Below are 14,520 nucleotides of genomic sequence, written 5' to 3'. Positions count from 1 at the left end.
CTGTGGCCTCAGACCTCGGGCAGCGCTTCTTCGCGCCACTGCAGGCCATCGCGGCCGATCAGTGCGCTCGCAGCCGCCGGACCCCAGGTGCCGGCGTTGTAGGGCACGGGATCGGCTTCCTGCTGGTCCCAGTAAGTGAGGATGGGTTCCACCCATTCCCAGGCGGCTTCCAGTTCGTCGCTGCGCATGAACAGGGTCAGGTGACCGCGCAGCACATCCAGCAGCAGGCGCTCGTAGGCATCCATGCGCGGGGTCTTGAACTTCTCGCGGAAGTCCAGTTCCAGCTCCACCGGGCGCAGGCGCATGCCGTCGCCGGGCTGCTTGGCCATCAGGTTCATGTGCAGGCCTTCGTCCGGTTGCAGGCGGATGACCAGGCAGTTGGGGGTGTCGTTCTGGTGCGCGAAGATGGAGTGCGGCACGCTCTTGAAGCGCACCACGATCTCGGCCAGCGAATCGGCCATGCGCTTGCCGGTGCGCAGGTAGAAGGGCACGCCGGCCCAGCGCCAGGTATCGATCTCGGCCTTGACCGCCACATAGGTCTCGGTACGCGAATCGGGATTGGCGTCGGCTTCCTTGCGGTAGCCGGGCACGGCCACGCCATCGACGTGACCGGCGCGGTACTGGCCGCGCACGACATTCATGGCCAGCGTGGTCGGGGTAAAGCGCTTGAGCGAGCGCAGCACCTTCAGTTTCTCATCGCGCACGGCGTCGGCCGAGTTCGATACCGGCGGCTCCATGGCCACGATACAGAGCAATTGCAGCAGGTGGTTCTGCAGCATGTCGCGCAGGGCACCGGAGGTGTCGTAGTAATCGAAGCGGCCACCGACACCGAGTTCTTCGGCGATGGTGATCTGCACGTCGGAAATCCATTCACGGCGCCACAGCGGCTCGAACAGCACGTTGCCGAAGCGCAGCGCCAGCAGGTTCTGCACCGCCTCTTTACCGAGGTAGTGGTCGATACGGAAGATCTGCGATTCCTGGAAATAGCGGCCCACTTGCGCATTGATGTTGCGCGCGCTTTCGAGGTCGCGGCCCAGCGGTTTTTCCAGCACCACGCGCGAGGTCGGGGTGACCAGGCCAGCCTTGGACAGGTTCTCGCAGATGGAGGCGAACAGGCTGGGCGGCGTGGCCAGGTAGAACACGCGGGCCAGGCCGTCGACTTCGCGCAGGGCTTCTTTCAGGTGGCTGAAGCTGTCGGCTTCCTTGGCATTGACCGAGGCGTATTGCAGGCGATTGGTGAAGCGGTCCCAGACGGTGGCGTCCATGTTGGCCGCCGGCACGTGGGGTTTGGAATCCTTTTCCACCAGCTTGAGGAAATCCTCACGCGACTTTTCATCGCGGCCCAGGCAGATGATGCGGGCATCGGCCGGCAGGTCGCGCGCGCGTTCGCGGGCGTACAGCGCCGGCAGCAGCTTGCGCATCGAGAGGTCGCCGGTGCCGCCGAATAAAACCAGATCGAAATCAGAAGTAGCCATGGTGTGTGTTGTCTCTTTGTGCGTGAAGTAGCTGGTCGCAGCTACGTGGTTGCTAGCCTTGTTGCGCAGCGCGGGCTGCTTCGCGCGCCAGTGCGATCAGGGCGCTGGTGGAGGCATCGTGGCGCGAGGCATCCGGTGCGGTATCGGACTTCAGTTCGGCCAGGATGGTCTTGGCCAGGACCTTGCCCAGTTCCACGCCCCATTGGTCGAAGCTGTTGATGCCCCAGATCGCGCCCTGCACGAAGGTCTTGTGCTCGTAGAGCGCAATCATCGCGCCCAGCGCATGCGGGCTCAGTTCGGGCAGCAGCAGGGTATTGCTGGGACGATTGCCATCAAAGGTTTTGTGCGGGATCAAGGCCGCAAGTTCCGCTTCGGGCAAGCCCTGCGCTTGCAGGTCGGCGCGCACTTCGTCGGCATCCTTGCCGCGCATGAAGGCTTCGGACTGCGCGAAGCAGTTCGCCAGCAGGGCTTCCTGATGCTCGGCAATGGCGTGCGAAGGCTTGAGTACGGCGATGAAATCGATGGGCGTGATGTCCGTGCCCTGGTGCAGCAGCTGGAAATAGGCGTGCTGGCCATTGGTCCCCACATCGCCCCAGATGGCCGGACAGGTCTCTACCGAGACGGGTGTACCGTCACGGGTGATGCGCTTGCCGTTGCTCTCCATGTCCAGCTGTTGCAGGTAGGCCGGGAAGAAGCGCAGCCATTGGTGATACGGGGCGATGGTGAGCGAGGCGCTGTCGAGGAAGTTGCGGTTCCAGATCCCGACCAACGCCTGGATCACCGGCATGTTCGATTCCAGCGGGGCTTCGCGGAAATGGCGGTCCATCGCGTGGGCGCCGGCCAGGAACTGCGCGAAGTGGTCGTAGCCGATCAGCAGCGCGATCGGCAGACCGATGGCCGACCACACCGAGTAACGGCCACCGACCCAGTCCCAGAAGGGGAACATGTTCTCGGTATCGATGCCGAAGGCCGAGACTTCCTTGGCATTGGTGGAGACGGCCACGAAGTGCTTGGCCAGGTCTTCGGACTTGCCATGCTGCAAGAACCACGCACGCGCCGACTTGGCGTTGAGCATGGTTTCCTGCGTGGTGAAGGTCTTGGAGGCGACGATGAACAGCGTGGTCTCGGGATCGATGCGCGCGAGCACCTCATCCAGATCATGGCCATCGACGTTGGAAACGAAATGCGCCGTCAGGCGAGCGTGGCGATAATCGCGCAGGGCCGTGCAGACCATCTGCGGGCCGAGGAAGGAGCCGCCGATGCCGATGTTGACGATGTCGGTGATCTCGCGTCCGGTGTAGCCGCGCCATTGGCCGCCGCGCACGCGCTCGGAAAACTCGCGGATGTGCTCCAAGACCGCATGAACCTCCGCTGCGACAGGCTGTCCGTCCACTTGGGCGTCGCAGGCATCGGCCGGTGCGCGCAGGGCAGTGTGCAGGACGGCGCGTTGTTCAGTAAAGTTGATCTTCTCGCCGCTGAACATGGCGTCGCGCAGGGCCTCGACGCCGCGCTCACGGGCCAGGCTCATCAGCAGGGAGAGCGTGTCGGCGTTGAGCCGGTTCTTGGAGTAATCCAGCAGCAGTCCGGCGGCACGCACGTGCATGCGCTCGAAACGGTCGGGCTGTCGGGCGAACAGGTCGCGCAGGTGCCATTGAGCTGCCGTGGCGTGATGAGCTTGCAATGCCTGGAAGGCGGCCGTGTCGGTCAGGGCGGTGGTATGCATGAGTTGGGTGTCGGTTGGCTGTCTTGACCTGACAGGCAGCGCGGCCGGCCGGGGTCATGTGATCGGGACAACGCCGATGACTATACATCAAATGTCGTCAAAGTGGTAGTTTCACTACAGTTTATGACGGCCCCGTTACATTGCCGTGAAGCATCGGCGCTGTGGGCTGCAAAGTGCGAAGTGATAAGGGTTTTGAAGCGCAATGATGATTACCAATGAAAAGACGGGCAGGACTGGCCTGCTGCAGTGCTCTAAGTGTATGATTTCATTCGGTCAAAATTATGTAGTAAAATTACAGTGTTAACGCTAACAGGAAACCGACAATGTCTCTCAACGCTACCTTAGCCAGCGTCACCCAACGCATCGCCGAACGTAGCCGTCCTTACCGGACCGCTTATCTCGAACGCCTGGAAGCCGCTCGCCGCAAGGGCGCGCAGCGTGGCGCGCTGGGCTGTACGAACCTGGCCCACGGCTTCGCCGCCTTCCCCGCCAATGACAAGCTGAAGTTGAAGGAAGACAAGGCACCGTCGCTGGCCATCGTCTCGGCCTACAACGACATGCTGTCGGCGCACCAGCCCTTCGAGCGTTTCCCCCAGATTTTGAAAGAAGCCGCGCGTGAAGCGGGCGCCGTGGCGCAGTTCGCCGGCGGCACCCCGGCCATGTGTGACGGCGTGACCCAGGGCCAGGCCGGCATGGAGATGTCGCTGTTCTCGCGCGACGCCATTGCCATGGCGACTGCCATCGCGCTGTCGCACAACATGTTCGATGCGGCGCTGTACCTGGGCGTGTGCGACAAGATCGTGCCGGGCCTGTTGATCGGTGCACTGCATTTCGGCCACCTGCCGGCCGTGTTCGTGCCCGCCGGTCCGATGACCAGCGGCATGAGCAACAGCGACAAGGTCAAGATCCGCCAGCTCTACACGGCCGGCAAGATCGGCCGGGCCGAGCTGCTGGAAGCCGAGTCCAAGTCCTACCATGGTGCCGGTACCTGCACCTTCTATGGCACCGCCAACAGCAACCAGATGCTGATGGAAGCCATGGGCCTGCACCTGCCGGGCGCCGCCTTCATCACCCCCAACACGCCGCTGCGCGATGCGCTCACCGCTGCCGCGGCCAAGCAGGCGGCCAAGATCACTGACCTCGGTACGCAATACACGCCGGTGGGCCGCATGATCGACGAGAAGTCCATCGTCAATGCCATCGTCGCGCTGCATGCCACCGGTGGCTCCACCAATCACACCCTGCACCTGGTGGCCATCGCCAAGGCAGCCGGCATCGTGATCGACTGGGACGACTTCGACAAGCTCTCCGCCGTGGTGCCGCTGATCACCAAGATCTACCCGAACGGTACAGCTGACGTGAACCACTTCCATGCAGCAGGGGGCACCGGCTTCGTGCTGCGCGAACTGATCGACGCCGGCCTGATGCATGACGACGTCACCACCATCCTGGGCCAGGGCCTGCGCCAGCACTGCAAGGAGCCGATGCTGGCGGCCGAAGGCGAGAACGGCCGTCCCGGCATCGTCACCTGGCACGACGCCCCCGCCAAGAGCGGCGATGAAGGCGTGCTGGGCACCGTGGCCAAGCCGTTCGCGGCCGATGGTGGCCTGAAGCTGCTGCAGGGCAACCTCGGCCGTGCGGTCATCAAGATTTCCGCCGTCAAGCCCGAGCACCGCGTGGTGGAAGCGCCTGCCGTGGTCTTCCACTCGCAGGAAGCTTTCATGGCCGCCTTCAAGGCCGGCGAGCTCGACCGCGACTTCGTGGCCGTGATCACCTTCCAGGGTCCGCGTGCCAATGGCATGCCGGAGCTGCACTCGCTGACCCCGGCGCTGGGCATCCTGCAGGACAAGGGCCGTCATGTGGCGCTGGTGACCGATGGCCGCATGTCGGGCGCATCGGGTAAAGTACCGGCCGCGATCCACGTCACGCCGGAAGTGCTGGGCGGTGGTCCGCTGGGACGCGTTCGCACGGGTGACGTCATCCGCCTGGATGCCGATGCGGGTACCCTGCAAGCCAAGGTGGATGCGGCCGAGTGGGAAGCCCGTGGCCAGGACAGCAGCGACCTCTCGGGCAACCAGCACGGCATGGGCCGCGAATTGTTCAGCATGTTCCGCAACGCGGTGGGAACCGCAGAAGAGGGCGGCGCCACCTTCGGCCTGCCGCCGATTTTTGAGAAAGAGAAAGTCACGGTATGAAGACCACACTGGAAATCATGCGCGCCTCGCCGGTCATCCCGGTGATCGCCATCGACAAGTTTGAACACGCCGTGCCGCTGGCACGCGCCCTGGTCGCAGGCGGGATCCGCGTGCTGGAAATCACCCTGCGCACCGAACACGGCCTGCCGGCCATCCGCGCCATTGCCGAGTCGGTGCCCGACGCCATCGTCGGCGTGGGTACGCTGACTTCGCCGGAAGAGTTCACGGCCTCGCGCGATGCGGGTGCGGTCTTTGGTGTCTCGCCGGGCCTGACCCCGGCGCTGATCGAAGCGGCCAAGCGCAGCGGCCTGCCGCTGCTGCCGGGCGTGATGACGCCTTCTGAAGTGATGGCGGCGCGCGAAGCGGGCTTCCGTCAGTTGAAGCTGTTCCCGGCCGTGCCGGCGGGCGGCGTGGGCATGCTCAACGGTATCGCCGGCCCCTTGTCCGACGTGTCGTTCTGCCCGACGGGCGGTATCACGCAAGAGACGGCACCGCAGTTCCTGGCGTGCAAGAACGTCGTGTGCGTGGGCGGCTCCTGGCTGACCCCGAAGGCGGCCATCGAGGCCGGTGACTGGGACAAGATCACCGAGATCGCCAAGGCGGCGGCTGCGTTGAAGAAGGCTTGAGTTTTCCACAGCCTCACGCGCTCGCGCGTCGATGAAAAAAGGGCGGTACCGAATCACCGGTACCGCCCTTCTTCTTTCCTGCTCAGCTGTCAGCTCTTGGACGCGGCTACCGGCTCCACCGGCGCTTGCGCCTGCTGCTTGAGCTTGTAAGCCAGCACCAGCAAGATGATCCCCAGCACGATCATCGGCACCGACAGCATCTGCCCCGCCGAGATGGTGATGCCACCGAAATGCACCTCGTAATCCGGCACGCGGAAATACTCGGTGAAGAAGCGCGCGCAGCCATACAGCAGCGAGAACATGCCCGCCACCGCCATGCGCGGACGCGAATGGCGCGCGAAGATCCACAGGATGATGAACAGCAGGATGCCATCGACCAGCATCTGGTAGATCGGCGAAGGATGGCGCGGGATGTTGTCCACATTGGGCCAGATCATCGCCCAGGGCAACGAAGGATCGGCCGGACGCCCCGGCAGTTCGGCATTGATGAAGTTGCCCAGGCGGCCGGCCGCGTAGCCCAGCGGCACCATGGGCGCAATGAAGTCCATGATGTCCATCAGGTTGCGGCCGCGCTTGCGGCCCCACAGGTACATCGCCAGCATCACGCCCAGGAAGCCGCCGTGGAAGGACATGCCGCCCTTCCAGACCGCGATCATGTCGGCCGGATGCGCAAAGTAATACGCCGGGTTGTAAAACAGGATCTCGCCCAGCCGCCCGCCCAGCACCACCCCGAGCACGCCATAGAAGAGCATGTCGTCGAGGTCTTCCTTCTTCCAGCCGACGGCGGCGATGTGCGGTTGCTTGATGCGCAGGCGTCCCAGCGCAATGAATTGGGCAAAGGCCAGCAGGTACATCAGGCCATACCAGTGGACGGCTAGCGGCCCGATGTGGATGGCGATCGGGTCGGGCATGGGGTGGACGAGCATGAGTTTGATCTTTCTGTTGTTGGGCGGAACGGCGGTTGGAGCGCGCCGGCTTGCGCAAGTTCGCAGCAGCGATTCCCGTGCAATGGGATCAGGCAGGCATGTCCAAGAGGTCCAGCAGGGCACGCAGCACGCCGGACGGGTTGTCGCGCCGCCAGGCCAGGCCGGTCTGGATTTCCGGTGCCGGATCGGAGAGCCGGCGGTAGTCCACGCCCGGGCGTTTCAAATTCGAGACGGATTGTGGCACAAGCGCCATTCCCATGCCAGCCGAGACCAGGCCGACGATGGTCTGCATCTGGATTGCCTCCTGGCCGATATGGGGCGTCACGCCCGCATCGCGAAAGCAGGACAGGATGGTGTCATGGAAGGCCGGCGCAATGCGGCGCGGGAAAATGATCAGCGGCAGTTCGCGCAGGCTCTTGAGCGCTACCGGCCCGCGTTTCTTGACCGCGCCTTCGGGCAGCGCTGCAATCAGCGGTTCCGACAGCACCGGGCGCACATCCAGCACGGCCGCGGCTTTCTCCGGCAGCGGCGGCAGCAGCAGGCCGGCGTCGATCTTGCCTTGCATCAGGTCTTCCAGCTGGATATCGGTGGTGGCTTCGCGCAATTCGATCTGGACTTGCGGATAGCGCGCCCGGAAGCGCTGCAGGAGCGGGGGCAGGATGCTGTAGTCCGCACTCGATATGAAGGACAGCGATAACAGCCCCGATGCCCCGCTGGCCGCGCGCCGGGCCAGGTCGGGCAGGGCGGCGGCCTGTTGCAGGATGCGCTGTACCTCCGGCAGCAGGGCTTCGCCGGCAGGGGTGAGCGCCACACTGCGCTTGGTGCGCTGGAACAGGGGGGTGCCGAGTTGCTCCTCCAGCGCGGCGATGGTCTGCGACAGCGGCGGCTGGGTCATGTGCAGGCGCGCGGCGGCGCGGCCGAAATGCTTTTCTTCGGCGACGGCGGCAAAGTAGCGCAGCTGGCGCAATTCCAGGCGGGGATGGTCGGACATGGACTGATATCGGATCCGAATGAGTCGGGCGTCCATGATATCTCCGGCCTTGCACGGCGACAAGGCGAGGGGGGCGTGATATTTCCGTCATGGAATTTGATCTATGACAGATATACGCGCGGGCAGATAGAGGGTGCGTGGCGAAGCCGGGTAGAATAGCCCCGCCTGCGAAGCGCCTGGAGAATGCCGCTGCAGGCGTGACCGTCGTCCACCGCTTGCTGAGGAGCCCCCATGAAATACCTGTTGTTGATCGCCACCCTGGTGGCCGGTTCGGCCATTTCCGCCGAAGCCATGGCCAATGCGCAACTGGCCAAGTCCAAGAATTGCATGGCCTGCCACTCGGTGGACGCCAAGATCGTCGGCCCCGCCTTCAAGGAAGTGGCCAAGAAATACGCCGGCCAGAAGGATGCCGAAGCCAAGCTGACCCAGAAGGTCCTCAACGGCGGCGGCGGTGTCTGGGGCGCGGTAGCGATGCCGGCCAACAAGGGCCAGGTGACCGAGGCTGAGGCGAAGGAGCTGGTGAAGTGGGTGTTGAGCCTGAAGTAAGCCCCAGCAATACGCCATGAAAAAAGGAGACCGAGGTCTCCTTTTTTCATGCAATCATCATCGCTTTCCAATCACTGTCAGCCTGGAAGGATCAGCATGAGCAAGCGTATTTCCCTCGCAACGCTACCACCTTTCGATGCAGCCTTGTTCCTTGTTCCTTGTTGATGAAGACAGCATTGACGTGTATCTGCGCGAGATACGTGCCAGCAACGATGCTGTTTTACTGGCTAGCGCAATCAAAGACGTCGAACGTGCGCGCCTGATGAACCAGTTTGCTCGCCCGTTGGACTGACCGAACTGATTCATCACTACCTCGCGCGTCTGCTTACTTCAACCACTCCCTGATCCGCCGGCTCAACACCTCGCAACTGATCCCATACCGGTCATGCAAGGTCGGCAGCGCGCCCGCATCGAGGAAGGCATCGGGCAGGCCGGCCATCTGGAAGCCCGCCGGCTGCACCCGGTGGCGCATCAGCGTGGTGGCGACGATCTCGCCCAGGCCGCCGATGACCGAATGGTTCTCGGCTACCACCACCAGGCGGTTCTTCTTCCTGACCTGTTCCACCACCGTGGCTTCGTCGAAGGGCTTGATGGTCGGGCAGTGCAGCACGCCCACGCTGACGTTGTCGGCCTCCAGCGCCTTGGCCACTTCCAGCGCGCGCATGGTCATGAAGCCGCTGGAGATGATGAGCACGTCGTTGCCGTCGCGGATTTCCTTGGCTTTGCCCAGCTCGAACTGGTAGTCGTATTCATCCAGCACCAGTGGCACATTGCCGCGCGCCAGGCGCATGTAGACCGGGCCCTGGTGTGCCGCGATCTGCGGCACGGCCTGTTCCAGGTCCAGTGCATCGCAGGGGTCGACGATGGTCAGGCCGGGAATGGCGCGCATCATCGCCAGGTCTTCGGTGGCCTGGTGGCTGGGACCGTAACCGGTGGTCAGTCCCGGCAGGGCGCAGCAGATCTTCACGTTCAGGTTTTCTTCGGCAATCACCTGGTGGATGAAGTCATACGCGCGCCGCGTGGCGAAGACCGCATAGGTGGTGGCGAACGGCACCAGGCCTTCCTTGGCCATGCCGCCAGCGGCGGCCATCAATAACTGCTCGGCCATGCCCATCTGGAAGAAGCGCTCGGGATACGCCTTCTGGAACAGGTGCAGGTCGGTGTACTTGGCCAGGTCGGCGGTCAGGCCCACGATCTCGGGGCGGTCCGCAGCGTATTCCACCAGGGCCTTGCCGAACGGGGCCGCCTGCACGCGCTGCCCTTCAGCAGCGATGGAGGCGATCATGGCCGACGTGGTCAGGCGCGGTTTCTTGTCTGCGACGGTGTTCATGCTTGGCTTCCTTGTTGATTAGACTGGTCGAGGATGGACAGCGCCTGCTGCCATTCAGGCGGATCCACACGGATGAAGTGGTTCTTCTCGCGCTGCTCCAGGAAGGGCACGCCCTTGCCCATCAGGGTATCGAACAGGATCACGCGCGGCTTGGCGTCCCTCAGGTTGCGCGCATTGTCGAAGGCCTGCACCACGGCCGCCAGGTCGTTGCCGTCGACCCGCTGCACGTACCAACCGAAGGACGCCCACTTGTCGGCCAGCGGCTCAAAACCCATCACCTTGCTGGAAGGACCATCGGCCTGCTGGTTGTTGATATCGACCAGGCAGATCAGGTTGCCCAGCTGGTGGTGCGCCGCGCCCATGGCGGCTTCCCAGGTCGAGCCTTCATCCAGTTCGCCATCGGACATGGAGTTGTAGACGAAGGCCGGATTGCGGTTGTAGCGCAGGCCCAGCGCCATGCCCACGCCAATGGCCAGGCCCTGGCCCAGCGAGCCGCCGGAGATTTCCATGCCCGGCGTATAGGTCGCCATGCCCGACATGGGCAGGCGGCTGTCATCGCTGCCGTAGGATTCCAGCTCTTCATCGGGGACGATGCCGGCCTCGATCAGCGCGGCATACAGGGCGATGGCGTAGTGCCCGTGCGAGAGCAGGAAGCGGTCGCGGCCGCTCCACTCGGGATCATCCGGGCGCAGTTGCATGGCGTGCTTGTAGGCCACGGCCAGCACGTCGGCCCAGCCCAGCGCCTGGCCGATGTAGCCCTGGCCCTGGACCTCGCCCATGCGCACGGCATTGCGGCGGATGCGGTATGCGCTTGCGCGCAGGTTTGCCAAATTGTCAGACATTGCGAGTCCTTGCGAGATGAGTGAAAGCGTCAAAATCAGAGGAAACCGATCGAGAACCATGGCACGAAGGCGACGATCAGCAGGCCCACCACCAGCGCGCCCAGGTAAGGCCAGATGCGCTTGACGGCCACGTCCGGATGCACGCGGCCGATGGTGCAGGCGGCGTAGTAACCCAGGCCGAAGGGCGGCGCAAACAGGCCCACGCCCATGGAGAGGATGATGACCATGGCGTAATGCACCTCATGCACGCCAATGGCCTTGGCCACCGGGAACAGCAGCGGCGCAAACAGCACCATCGCCGGGATTCCCTCCAGCACGCTGCCCAGCACGATGAAGGCGGCGATCGACACCAGCAGGAAGCCATACTTGCCCCCCGGCACACTGGTCATGGCCTCGGCCAGCGCATGCGAGAAGCCCGACTGCGTCAGCGCCCACGACATGCCGGTAGCGGTGCCAATGATGAACAGGATCGCGCCCGACAAAGCGGCGGTGTCGACCAGCATCGGATAGAGCCGCTTCCAGTCGAACTGGCGATACACCAAGAGACCCGCCACCACCGAATAGGCGATGCCGATGGTGGAGACTTCGGTGGCCGTGGCCACGCCTTCGACCACGGCAGTACGGATGAGGATGGGCAGCAGCAGCGCAGGCAGGGCGATGATGAGCGTGCGCAGTACCACGCGACCGGGCGCGCGCTGGATGCCTTCCATGATCTCGGCACTGCGCCAGCGCGCGAGGATCGCCAGCAGGACTGCCAGCACGATGCCCGGCATGATGCCGCCAGTGAAGAGCGCCGCAATCGATACCCCGGCCACCGAACCGATGGTGATCAACACCAGCGAGGGCGGAATGGTCTCGGCCATGGCACCGGAGGCGGCCAGCAGCGAAATGAGTTCTCCCTCGTGATTGCCACGCCGCTTCATCTCCGGCAGCAGCACCGGAGCCACCGCCGCCATGTCGGCAGTCTTGGCGCCGGAGATGCCCGAGACCAGCAGCATCGCGCCCAGCAGCACATAGTTCAGCCCGCCGCGCACGTGGCCCAGTAGCGACGCCAGGAAATCCACCATGGCCTTGGCCATGCCAGTCATCTCCACCAGGTGGCCCAGCAGGATGAACAGCGGCACCGCCAGCAGGATCAGCGAGGACATGCCTTCATCGAAGCGTCCCGCCACCACCGCCAGCGGGCTGGTGGTGACCGTGAGCATGAAGGCCACCGTCGCCAGCCCGAAGCAGAAAGCGATGGGAATGCCCAGCAGCACCGACACCCCCAGCACCACGCCGAAGAACACCACCAGGTTCCAGTTGCCGATGGCCTGCAGCCAGCCTGCGCCCAGGACCATGGCACCGGCCACCACGGCCAGCAGGGCCACCACGCCGGCCAGGTCGACCAGCTTCTGGCGCGAGATGCGCAACAGCGACAGCGCGATCATCAGCGCCGCACCGACTGCCACGGCAGCGGCTCGCACGGTGTTGGGCCAGCCCAGCGCCGGGGTCTGCACGAACATTTCGTCTTCGGCGTATTCCCACATCGGATGCATCAGGATCAGCAGCATCACGCAGGGCGCGATGATGGCCAGGGCTTCCGCCCATGCCTTGCCGCGTTCGCTCATGAAGCCCACCAGCACGGTGGTGCGCATGTGGGTGCCGCGCCGCAGGGCCACGGCCGCGCCCAGGTTGGCCAGCCAGAGGAAGAGGATGGAGGCCAGTTCATCAGCCCAGGGAATCGGGTTGTTGAAGATGAAGCGCATGATCACGCCCGCCAGCAGGACCACCACCTCGCCCACCACCAGCGCCGCGGCAGGAATCTCGATGGCCAGGCCCAGCCAATTTTCCAGGCGCGCCGCCAGCGAACGGTCATCCGTCACCGGCTGCTCCAGCGACAGGGCGCTCATCCCAGGCTCCCGACGGCGTTCTGCAGCAGCTTCCAGGCTTCGTCGCCGAACTTGGCGCGCATGTCCTTGTAGAAGTTGGCCTGGGCCAGTGCCGCCTTGAAGGAATCCTTGTCGGCCTCGATGATCTGTACGCCCTTGCCCTGCAGGTCATTGCGGGCGAAGCCGGCCAGCGAGGCGATATCGGCGCGTTCATCCGTGGCGGCCTTGTCCAGTTCACGACGTACGATTTCCTGGATGTCCTTGGGCAGCTTCTCGAAGGCGCGGCGGTTGCCGAGGATCCAGTAGGCATCCCAGACGTGGTTGGAGATGGTGCAGAACTTCTGCACTTCGTACAGGCGCGCAGTGCTGATGATGGCCAGCGGATTTTCCTGGCCTTCGACCAGCTTGGTCTGCAGCGACGAATAGACTTCGTTGAAGTTGATCGGCGTGGGGCTGGCACCCAGTGCCGTGAAGAGCGAGGTCAGCATCGGTGCGGCCGGCACGCGCAGCTTCAAGCCCTTGAGGTCGCCCGCCGTCTTGATCGGCTTGGTCGAAGTGGTGATCTGGCGGAAGCCGTTGTCCCAGGGTTTGGACATGGTCAACAGGCCCACCTTCTCGATCTGTGCGCGCACGTAGGCGCCCAGCGGGCCATCCATGGCCTGCCAGACTTCCTTGTAGTCGTGGAAGGCGAAACCGGTGTTGACGATCCCGGCCGCCGGCACCAGGGTCGACAGCACCACGCTGGCCTGGTTGAAGAATTCCACGCCGCCATTGCGGATCTGCGACATCAAATCGGTATCCGAGCCCAGCTGGTTGGCCGGGAACAGCTTGATGTCCAGCCGGCCGCCGGTGGCTTCACGGATACGGTCGATGGCCTGCTGCGCACGCTTGTTGACGGGGTGCGACGGATCCTGGCCGGTGGCGAACTTGTAGTTGAACTCGGCCGCACTGGCCGGACGGCTCATGATGGAAAACAGCGGCAGTGCCGCACCCACCGTACCGGCCTTGAGCAGCTGGCGGCGGCTCAGGGTAGTCTTGCCGGGTTTGCTGTTGTCTTGGGTCATCTCTGGTCTCCTGTTTGTTCTGGTATCGGGAAAGATGCCGGCCAGGCCGGCGCGGACTAGCATTAAGCTGCGTTTAATGGATCAGCATTCCACCATTAACGTCCAGCGTGATGCCGGTGCAGTACTGAGAGAGGTCGCTGCCCAGGAAGACGCAGGCGCCGCCGATGTCCTCGGCACGGCCCAGGCGCCCCAGCGGAATGGTCTCGGCGATCTCGGCCTTCTTTTCTTCGGTGAGCTTGCCCTTGATGATGTCGGTGCCGATCAGGCCGGGGGTGATGCAGTTGACGCGGATGCCTTCCGGACCGAACTCGCGCGCCATGGCACGTGCCAGGCCCAGGACGCCCGCCTTGGCCGCCGAATAGTGCGGACCGCCCAGGATGCCGCCACCGCGCTGGGCCGACACCGACGAGATGCAGATGATGGAACCGCCCTGCTGCGCGCGCATGGTCGGCAGCACTGCTTGCGACATGTAAAGCGTGCCGCGCAGGCTGACATCGAGGATGCGGTCGTAATCCGTACCGGTGATTTCCAGCGTCTTGACGGGTTGGGTGATGCCGGCATTGTTGACCAGGATGTCGATGCGGCCGAATTGCTTGACGGCCTCGGCGATGGCAGCTTCGCAGGAAGCCTTGTCGGTGACGTCGGCCACCAGTCCCAGGTGCTGGCTACCGATACGGGCGGCAGCACCGGCCGGGTCGGCTTGCGCCAGGTCCAGCACCACCACGCGGGCGCCTTGCACGGCCATCAGGCGCGCGGTGGCGTAGCCCAGTCCGTTGATTCCTGCACCGCCGGTGATGACGGCAACCTTGTCCTTGAGCAGCATGTCGTGTTCTCCAGATGTTTGCGTTGAGGTGAGCAACAGCGGAGACAGCGCGGATGCGCGATTGCGCGTGCCGCCATGCAGCGTGCAGGGCTTTGACCATGTCTCCGT

General features: G+C 64.1%; 12 protein-coding genes. 3 read left to right on the top strand and 9 right to left on the bottom strand.

The window, feature by feature from the left end:
* Window positions 1-8 precede the first annotated feature (8 nt).
* Window positions 9-1,475 carry a glucose-6-phosphate dehydrogenase gene (gene zwf, locus CEJ45_RS11750; RefSeq protein ID WP_088755294.1) on the bottom strand — a complete coding sequence of 489 codons (1,467 nt, stop codon included), beginning with the start codon at window positions 1,473-1,475 and terminating at the stop codon, window positions 9-11.
* Window positions 1,476-1,527: 52 nt separating this feature from the next.
* The gene (gene pgi, locus CEJ45_RS11745; RefSeq protein WP_088755293.1) at window positions 1,528-3,198 is read right to left on the bottom strand and encodes a glucose-6-phosphate isomerase; all 1,671 of its coding nucleotides are present in this window, start codon (window positions 3,196-3,198) and stop codon (window positions 1,528-1,530) included.
* Between the two features lie 323 nt (window positions 3,199-3,521).
* Here pgi and edd point away from each other — a divergent pair, with 323 nt between their 5' ends.
* Both edd and CEJ45_RS11735 read left to right on the top strand, forming a co-directional pair.
* Window positions 3,522-5,393 (top strand): phosphogluconate dehydratase, encoded by a 1,872-nt coding sequence (edd, locus tag CEJ45_RS11740; protein ID WP_088755292.1) that lies wholly within the window; start codon window positions 3,522-3,524, stop codon window positions 5,391-5,393.
* A complete protein-coding gene (locus CEJ45_RS11735; protein ID WP_034336019.1) occupies window positions 5,390-6,019 on the top strand; it encodes a bifunctional 4-hydroxy-2-oxoglutarate aldolase/2-dehydro-3-deoxy-phosphogluconate aldolase in 630 nt (209 codons plus the stop codon). The genes edd and CEJ45_RS11735 overlap by 4 nt, the downstream gene beginning before the upstream one ends.
* 89 nt (window positions 6,020-6,108) lie before the next feature.
* Here CEJ45_RS11735 and lgt read toward each other — a convergent pair whose 3' ends face one another.
* Window positions 6,109-6,945: a prolipoprotein diacylglyceryl transferase gene (gene lgt, locus CEJ45_RS11730; protein ID WP_088755291.1), complete on the bottom strand. Its 837-nt coding sequence runs from the start codon at window positions 6,943-6,945 to the stop codon at window positions 6,109-6,111.
* 88 nt (window positions 6,946-7,033) lie between these two features.
* Window positions 7,034-7,936 (bottom strand): LysR family transcriptional regulator, encoded by a 903-nt coding sequence (locus CEJ45_RS11725; RefSeq protein WP_187697666.1) that lies wholly within the window; start codon window positions 7,934-7,936, stop codon window positions 7,034-7,036.
* A 231-nt stretch (window positions 7,937-8,167) separates the two neighbouring features.
* Between CEJ45_RS11725 and CEJ45_RS11720 the strand changes: the two genes are divergently transcribed.
* A complete protein-coding gene (locus tag CEJ45_RS11720; RefSeq protein ID WP_088755289.1) occupies window positions 8,168-8,482 on the top strand; it encodes a c-type cytochrome in 315 nt (104 codons plus the stop codon).
* Window positions 8,483-8,807: 325 nt separating this feature from the next.
* Here the strand turns inward: CEJ45_RS11720 and CEJ45_RS11715 are convergent, their stop codons facing one another.
* From CEJ45_RS11715 to CEJ45_RS11695, 5 genes are all read right to left on the bottom strand, one after another.
* Window positions 8,808-9,812, bottom strand: a complete 1,005-nt coding sequence (locus tag CEJ45_RS11715) for a transketolase family protein (protein ID WP_088755288.1) — start codon at window positions 9,810-9,812, stop codon at window positions 8,808-8,810.
* A complete protein-coding gene (locus CEJ45_RS11710) occupies window positions 9,809-10,654 on the bottom strand; it encodes a transketolase (RefSeq protein ID WP_088755287.1) in 846 nt (281 codons plus the stop codon). The genes CEJ45_RS11715 and CEJ45_RS11710 overlap by 4 nt, the downstream gene beginning before the upstream one ends.
* A 35-nt stretch (window positions 10,655-10,689) precedes the next feature.
* Window positions 10,690-12,546, bottom strand: coding sequence for a TRAP transporter large permease (locus CEJ45_RS11705; RefSeq protein ID WP_088755286.1), 1,857 nt, complete (start codon window positions 12,544-12,546; stop codon window positions 10,690-10,692).
* Window positions 12,543-13,589 (bottom strand): TRAP transporter substrate-binding protein, encoded by a 1,047-nt coding sequence (locus tag CEJ45_RS11700; RefSeq protein ID WP_088755285.1) that lies wholly within the window; start codon window positions 13,587-13,589, stop codon window positions 12,543-12,545. Before CEJ45_RS11700 ends, CEJ45_RS11705 begins: the two co-directional genes overlap by 4 nt.
* 73 nt (window positions 13,590-13,662) lie before the next feature.
* Window positions 13,663-14,412, bottom strand: coding sequence for an SDR family NAD(P)-dependent oxidoreductase (locus tag CEJ45_RS11695; protein WP_088755284.1), 750 nt, complete (start codon window positions 14,410-14,412; stop codon window positions 13,663-13,665).
* Window positions 14,413-14,520: the final 108 nt, after the last annotated feature.

It is taken from the genome of Herbaspirillum aquaticum (genome assembly GCF_002213425.1).
Lineage (GTDB): Bacteria > Pseudomonadota > Gammaproteobacteria > Burkholderiales > Burkholderiaceae_D > Herbaspirillum > Herbaspirillum aquaticum.
The sequence above is the reverse complement of the archived record's forward strand: the minus strand, read 5'-3'. Positions and strand labels throughout refer to the sequence as shown.

Bases quoted from the DNA above. Each gene is read 5' to 3' on its own strand.
- lgt (WP_088755291.1), bottom strand. From the start codon at position 6,945: ATGCTCGTCCACCCCATGCCCGACCCGATCGCCATCCACATCGGGCCG.
- CEJ45_RS11720 (WP_088755289.1), top strand. From the start codon at position 8,168: ATGAAATACCTGTTGTTGATCGCCACCCTGGTGGCCGGTTCGGCCATT.
- CEJ45_RS11710 (WP_088755287.1), bottom strand. From the start codon at position 10,654: ATGTCTGACAATTTGGCAAACCTGCGCGCAAGCGCATACCGCATCCGC.
- CEJ45_RS11695 (WP_088755284.1), bottom strand. From the start codon at position 14,412: ATGCTGCTCAAGGACAAGGTTGCCGTCATCACCGGCGGTGCAGGAATC.
- CEJ45_RS11700 (WP_088755285.1), bottom strand. From the start codon at position 13,589: ATGACCCAAGACAACAGCAAACCCGGCAAGACTACCCTGAGCCGCCGC.
- CEJ45_RS11735 (WP_034336019.1), top strand. From the start codon at position 5,390: ATGAAGACCACACTGGAAATCATGCGCGCCTCGCCGGTCATCCCGGTG.
- zwf (WP_088755294.1), bottom strand. From the start codon at position 1,475: ATGGCTACTTCTGATTTCGATCTGGTTTTATTCGGCGGCACCGGCGAC.
- edd (WP_088755292.1), top strand. From the start codon at position 3,522: ATGTCTCTCAACGCTACCTTAGCCAGCGTCACCCAACGCATCGCCGAA.
- pgi (WP_088755293.1), bottom strand. From the start codon at position 3,198: ATGCATACCACCGCCCTGACCGACACGGCCGCCTTCCAGGCATTGCAA.
- CEJ45_RS11725 (WP_187697666.1), bottom strand. From the start codon at position 7,936: ATGTCCGACCATCCCCGCCTGGAATTGCGCCAGCTGCGCTACTTTGCC.
- CEJ45_RS11705 (WP_088755286.1), bottom strand. From the start codon at position 12,546: ATGAGCGCCCTGTCGCTGGAGCAGCCGGTGACGGATGACCGTTCGCTG.
- CEJ45_RS11715 (WP_088755288.1), bottom strand. From the start codon at position 9,812: ATGAACACCGTCGCAGACAAGAAACCGCGCCTGACCACGTCGGCCATG.